Annotated in this window: 5 protein-coding genes; all 5 read left to right on the forward strand. The window is 52.1% G+C overall.

What is annotated here, in order from left to right; translation table 11 throughout:
* Positions 1–22 precede the first annotated feature (22 nt).
* Positions 23–982, forward strand: a complete 960-nt coding sequence (locus ACTQ34_RS12855) for an efflux RND transporter periplasmic adaptor subunit (protein WP_441364174.1) — start codon at positions 23–25, stop codon at positions 980–982.
* Positions 979–2,151 carry an ABC transporter permease gene (locus tag ACTQ34_RS12860; RefSeq protein WP_441364175.1) on the forward strand — a complete coding sequence of 391 codons (1,173 nt, stop codon included), beginning with the start codon at positions 979–981 and terminating at the stop codon, positions 2,149–2,151. Before ACTQ34_RS12855 ends, ACTQ34_RS12860 begins: the two co-directional genes overlap by 4 nt.
* A gap of 61 nt (positions 2,152–2,212) precedes the next feature.
* Positions 2,213–3,283 (forward strand): aspartate carbamoyltransferase, encoded by a 1,071-nt coding sequence (gene pyrB, locus ACTQ34_RS12865; RefSeq protein ID WP_373165796.1) that lies wholly within the window; start codon positions 2,213–2,215, stop codon positions 3,281–3,283.
* 265 nt (positions 3,284–3,548) lie between these two features.
* Positions 3,549–5,024, forward strand: a complete 1,476-nt coding sequence (locus tag ACTQ34_RS12870; RefSeq protein ID WP_441364176.1) for a DUF3794 domain-containing protein — start codon at positions 3,549–3,551, stop codon at positions 5,022–5,024.
* Between the two features lie 14 nt (positions 5,025–5,038).
* Positions 5,039–6,514: a stage IV sporulation protein A gene (gene spoIVA / locus ACTQ34_RS12875; RefSeq protein WP_441364177.1), complete on the forward strand. Its 1,476-nt coding sequence runs from the start codon at positions 5,039–5,041 to the stop codon at positions 6,512–6,514.
* The last annotated feature ends 142 nt before the right edge of the window (positions 6,515–6,656 follow it).

Below are 6,656 nucleotides of genomic sequence, written 5' to 3' on the forward strand. Positions count from 1 at the left end.
TGCGGCGGGAGGTCGGTTTTTTGTGGAAAAAAAGGCGCGGATGGTGTTGAGCGCAACAGCAGTTGTATTGTGTGCATTGACCTTTTGGTCGTGGAGACAGCAGGCGCCGGAGACAGTGGCTGTGCGGACCGGTTTGGCTACGGTGCAGGATATTTATAATAGCATTACCGTTTCTGGCACGATTGAGGCAGCTGACAGCACGGTGGTAGTGCCGGCAACCGACGCGGTAGTCACGGCCGTCTATACGTCGGTTGGTGAAAACGTGGAGCAGGGAACCATCCTCTGCACATTGACGCCGGCCAGCCAAACCAACTTGCTGTTACAGGACAGAATACAGTCCGTCTGGAATGCAATGGCGAGTGGAGAAGCACAGTCTGTGCAGGCGGAAGAAGATATGGTGCTGCGTGCACCGATTTCAGGAACGGTTTTGGATATGCCGGAGGCGGGGGAAAGTATTTTCGCAGACGTGCCGTGCATCAGGATATCCGATTTGGATTGTTTGCAAGTGCGTGCGCAATCTCCGGAGATTTATGCGGGACAACTGGAGAGCGGTCAGCGCGCCAATGTGACAGTCTCAGCCTTGGAGGACGCTGTCTTTGGCGCGGAGGTTAAAAGCCTGTCGCCTGTCGCAGCGCGTGCAGTCAGCCTGACGGGGGAAAGCGGGGAAGCAACAGTCGAGGCGGTATTGGACTTGACGGGAAACGTGGAGGGGCTGCGTCCGGGGTATTCGGCTACGGTGAAAATTTTTACTGATTACCACCCGGATGCAATTGCGGTGCCGATGGAGGCAATTTGCCAGCGCGGGGAACAGGAGTATGTGTTTTGTGTAGAAGGGAATAGAGCGGTCCAGCGGGCTGTGACAACGGGGTATATCCTGGAATCAGTGACAGAAATCTGTGAAGGAGTGGATGCGAATGCAGTGGTGATTTTGTCGCCGCCGGATTCGCTTGAGGATGGTGATTTAGTCGAGGTGATGGCATGAGATTTTCCGACTTGCTTCGACTAGCCGTGGGCAATTTGCGTGAAAATCCGTTGCGCACCATCCTGTGTGCACTGTCCGTTGCCGTTGGTACCGGGGCACTGCTGCTGATTGCAGCAATTGGTCTGCTGGGGCAGGAAAAAGTGAGCGAAGGGCTTAAAACCCTCGGTGTCAGCGGACTGACGGTATATCTGGAGGACCATGGCGCAGGGAATCCGCTATCATCAGAGCTTGCCGACCGAATGGAACAGGCAGTGGCGGAGATTGACAGCGTTATGCCAATTAAGGCAAAGTCTGGTAATGTCCGAGCCGGACATGCCAGTGAAGATGTACTCTTTCTAGGCGCGGATGAACGACTGGGGGAAGTGATGCAACTCGAACTGATCGCGGGTTCCTTGCTTGGCGCACAGCAGGCGGATAGCGCAAAGCCGGTCGCAGTGGTCGGGGATGAACTGGCACATGCCCTGTACGGACGAGATAATATTGTCGGTCGCACCATTCGGGTCCGTTTTGACGGGCGAGATCAAAATTTCACCGTGTGCGGAGTGGTAAAAGCGCAAACCAGCGCGTTAGGTTCGCTCGCTTCTTCCTTTGCGCCGCATTTGGTATATATTCCGTATGCTTGTCTGGCAACACCGCAGGAAAATGCAGATCAGGTTTTTGTGCAATGTACAGCGGATGCGAATTTGTCCGCTGTCAGTGCGCAGATTTCACGATATCTGACCGGATACGGTCAAGTGGATGGAACGGTTCGGGTGCAAAACATGTCGAGCATGGTGGATACCGTGAATCGGCTGGCAGGTCTTGGTGTAGTGCTGTTTGCTGTGGTCGGAGCAATTACACTTTGTGTCGCGCTGATTGGCGTACTTTGCAGCATGCTGGCGGCGGCATATGAAAAAACAGGGGAAATCGGAATTCTGCTCGCGCTTGGTGCGCAAACGCGGGATATCCGCCGCATTTTTCTGCTGCAATCCGCGCTGCTGTGTGCGCTGGGGGGATTATGTGGTATGGGAATTGTGCTGGCTGTGCTTTTCGGCATGATTGCGCTTTTACCGGATTGGCGTATGATAATTGGACTTTTCGCGGTATGCCTTTTCTGTGGCGTCATCGCCGGCCTGTTGCCGGCTGTACGCGCGGCGCGGCTTGACCCAATCGAAGCAATGCGGAAATAAATCTTTTCTTTCTTTTTTTCCTGTGGTATGATAAACGAAGAAAAGAAAGAAAAGGGGATGGATCATCCAAATGCGCCATATCATTGATTTGTGTGATTTGACGGAAAAAGAATTTTCCGACCTATATAAGCTGACCACGAATATTATTGACCGCCCCGAGGGTTATACGGATGCCTGCCGCGGCAAGGTGTTGGGCAGCCTGTTTTATGAACCCTCCACCCGAACCAATCTGTCATTTTCCACCGCGATGATGCGTTTGGGCGGCAGCGTGGTCGGCTTTTCTGATCCGGGTTCCTCGTCGACGACAAAAGGAGAGACCTTGAAGGATACCATCAATATGGTTTCCAGCTATGCGGATATGATTGTCATGCGCAATCCGCGCGAGGGCGCAGCAAAAGCAGCATCCATGTATTCTTCTGTGCCGGTTATCAACGCAGGTGACGGCGGCCATTTGCATCCGACTCAGACGCTGACGGATATGGTCACCATATTGCGCATGCGCGGTTCGGCGGACGATATGAAAATTGGCTTGTGCGGCGATTTGAAGTACGGACGTACCGTACACTCTCTGCTGCATTTTCTTGAGCGATATCATAATGTGCAAATTTATTTGATTGCGCCGGATGTGCTGGGTCTGCCGGATTATATGATTCAGTTCCTAAAAGAGCATAATATGCCGTATTGCGAAGTGAAGAGCATTGATGAGGCGCTGCCCGAACTGGATGTGCTGTACATGACGCGAATCCAGCGGGAACGGTTTGTCACTGCGCAGGAATATCAAAATTTGGAAGGAAATTACCAACTGACAGCGGAAAAACTGAAGCGCGCTAAAAAGGATATGCTGGTGCTGCATCCGCTGCCGCGCGTGGATGAAATTGCGCAGGACGTGGATGATGATCCGCGTGCTGTTTATTTCCGGCAGGCGCGGTTTGGTATGTTTGGACGTATGGCGCTGCTGCTGACATTATCCAAGCTACCGTTCATCCGCGCAGGCCATCAGGATATCGGTTCGCACGGTGTCAAGTGCTCAAATCATAAGTGTATCACTAAAACCGAATCCTATCTGCCGTTGGAAGGGAAAGTGGGAGAACGTTGCCCGTATTGTGATGCGCCGCTGGAGATGCTTCTCTAAGCGAAAAATGTTCATTGCATGCTGCGATTCGTATCAATAGAAATAGTACCATCATGTCGAAAGCCCGGTTCAGTATGAAACTGAACCGGGTTTTTTCAATCTAGCGCAGCAATTACAATTGACATACCAGAGAGCAGCAGCAGAGAACGCGGATGGAAAAGCAAATCGTTGCAGGCGTCACCCATTTCCTTGATTATTCTCATATTTCACTGCAGGAGGACATATTGTTAGATAGGAGCGCAGTGAAAAGGAGGAGACAGCACCAATGGAACTAAATCAAACAAGCATCCAGTACTATGATAAGCGGCTTGCGCGAATATCAACCTGTAGTGAAACAGCCGATTCGATCGTACCGGATACCTTTCCGGATATTGGCCGGATTGTCTGTGCATATGGCACGGCGGCGGTACGGGATCAAACACCGCAAAGCGGCAGACTGCTTGCATCCGGTATGGTACAGGTCGTTGTATTGTATGAACCGGAAAAAGGGGGAGGACTTCGCCGCCTGTCGGTTCCGGTCAGTTTTGCGCATATCGAAGAATGCGACGGGATTGACGCGGAAACCGTCTGTATTGTGAGATGTCAGGTTGCAACGGTAGACGTGGTAGTGGTGAACAGCCGCAAGCTGAATGTAAAAGTGCAGCTCTGCTTTTTTATTGAAGGCTATTGCCAAACGCAGTGTGAAATCACCGAGGGAACGCAGGAAAAACAGGTTGAGCTGCTCAGTGAGATGCAGACGGTAACGCTAACCGAACAGGTGCGCGCCTATCCGATTACCGTGTTGGATGATGTGTCGATGCAGGATGCGGACGGCTTGTCGATTCTGCACACCAACTGTACATTAAGAACGTCAGAGTGTCGGGCGATGCGCGGAAAAATCGTTTTGAAAGGGGAGGCCGAAATCCAGTGCCTTGCCATGCAGGAAGATGACGTTGCGCGTATTTTGTCCAATACGACGCCGTTTACGCAGATTTTGGAAATGCCGGAGGTCGAAGAGCAGGATGCCGTTTGCGCACAGCTTGCGGTACGTGAGATTGACAGCCGTATCGAACCGGACGGCCTGCTTTCCTATACTGTATCTGTTACCGCGCTGATTACCGTTCGGCGCACAAAAACGCTGTGCAGGATTAAAGATCTCTATCTGCCGGGACGAACGCTGCAGATGAGCGAAGAAAAAACACTGCTGCATTCTATGCCGCCTTCCGTCGCTTTTACAGCGGAGGCTTCGGAAACCCTTCAAACCGCGCAGCATGCTGCGCATATTGTTTCGGCACAGGCAGTTTGCTGCAGCGCAAAGCACAGCGCAAAAGGTGATTTGCAGATTACCGCAGCAATACAAGTGCTTTATCTGAGTGATGAGCAGCAATTATATGCAGTGGACCGATTGGTGCCGATGACCATGCCATGCCTTGTTGCGGGGGAATTGTCCGACATTTCACTGGCCATACGGGCTTCTGCAGCCGGAGAAACCGGGGTTCTGTGTAATGTAACAGCATCCGGTATGGCAACCGCAGAGGAACGGGTTGCATTTCGGCATATTACATCGCTGGAAGAGGGAGAAGCACAGAAGAAAACAGCAGATGCAACCTTGTTGCTTCGTTATGTTCAAGAGGAGCAGCAGCTATGGGAAATTGCAAAGGATTGCGGCACGACCATGGAAGAAATCCGGCGCGTCAATGACTTACCGGCGGACGCTACTGGTGTTTCTCATATGGTATTGCTGATACCCATGCAGGTATGAAAGGCGGGGAAATTTTGGATCATCAAATCTATAATCAGATCAGCGCGCGTACCGGCGGCGATATTTATATCGGTGTAGTCGGGCCGGTGCGCACCGGTAAATCCACGCTGATCAAGCGCTTTATGGAAACCATGGTGCTGCCTGGTATGGATAATATGTATAAACGGGAGCGGGCACGGGATGAGCTGCCGCAATCCGGAGCAGGGCGGACCATTATGACCGCAGAACCCAAGTTCGTCCCGGAGGAAGCGGCAGAAATTGCGTTGCCGGACGGCGGCATGTGCCGGATTCGTTTGGTGGATTGTGTCGGTTATTTGGTCGATGGCGCGCTTGGCGGCATGGAGGATGATATGCCGCGTATGGTTTCTACCCCTTGGCGGGAGGAACCAATGACGCTCGCAGAGGCTGCGGAAACCGGCACCAATAAAGTTATCGGAGAGCATTCTACCATCGGCCTCGTGGTGACAACCGACGGTAGCTTTACCGAAATTCCGCGGGAAAACTATGTCCCAGCGGAGCAGCGTGTCATTGAAGAATTGCGCGCGCTTGGCAAACCGTTCCTCGTGCTGGTCAATTCAGCGGAACCAGAGGGAGAACACGCAAAAGCGGTTTGCGATGCATTACGGAGTCAGTATCAGGTAGAACCGTTGGCAGTTAATTGCCTGGAACTGGACGAAAATGATATTGCGGATATCATGCAGCGCGTATTATATGAATTTCCGGTGTGCGAAATCGCATTTACGCTGCCACGCTATATCGGTGCACTGCCGTCGCAGCATGCCGTTCGTCAGAGCATCTACCAATCTGTTCGTTCTGCTGCGCAGGGCGGAGAGAAAATGCGCGACATTCGAACAATATGCGACCGTATTGGAGAGAATGAATACGTCGGACGGGTGCATGTTGATCAGATGGCGCTGGGCAGCGGCAAAGCCAGCATCAGCATTGAAATTCCGGAACAAGTCTTTTATGAGATTGTCGGACAGCAAACCAAGATTCATATTCAGGATGCAGCGGACCTGATTTCCGTGCTCAGTGATTTTGCAGAGATCAAACGCAAGTATGAACGACTGCACGGCGCGCTGGATCAGGTTTATCAGACCGGTTACGGCGTAGTGATGCCGTCGGTAGACGAATTGACGCTGGAAGCGCCGGAAATTGTCCGTCAGGGTGGCCGGTATGGCGTGCGGCTGCGTGCGTCGGCGCCGTCGATTCATCTGATGCGAGCCAACATCAAAGCAGAGGTCAATCCCATTGTGGGAACAGAAAAGCAGTCGGAAGAGTTGGTGCATTATCTGCTTAGTGAATTTGAAGAGCAGCCGGAAAAAATATGGGACACCAATATTTTCGGCAAGTCTCTCAATGAATTGGTGCGGGAGGAGTTATCCCATAAGTTGAGCCGGATGCCGGACGATGCTCGTGGGAAAATCAGAGAAACGCTGGAAAAAATCATTAACGAAAGCGCAGGCGGGTTGATTTGCATCATCCTGTGAGTCATTGGGCGGGTATCCATAGGATACCCGCTTCAGTCTGTCGAGAAACCCGGCCTATGCGTCAGGCATAAGCCGGGTTTCTGGCGTATAAAGGCCAAAAAAGTACAAACATGAATGGAGAAGACTTCTCCTTCCACAACCA

It is taken from the genome of Agathobaculum sp. LCP25S3_E8, from assembly GCF_052117165.1.
Taxonomy (GTDB): Bacteria; Bacillota; Clostridia; order Oscillospirales; family Butyricicoccaceae; genus Agathobaculum.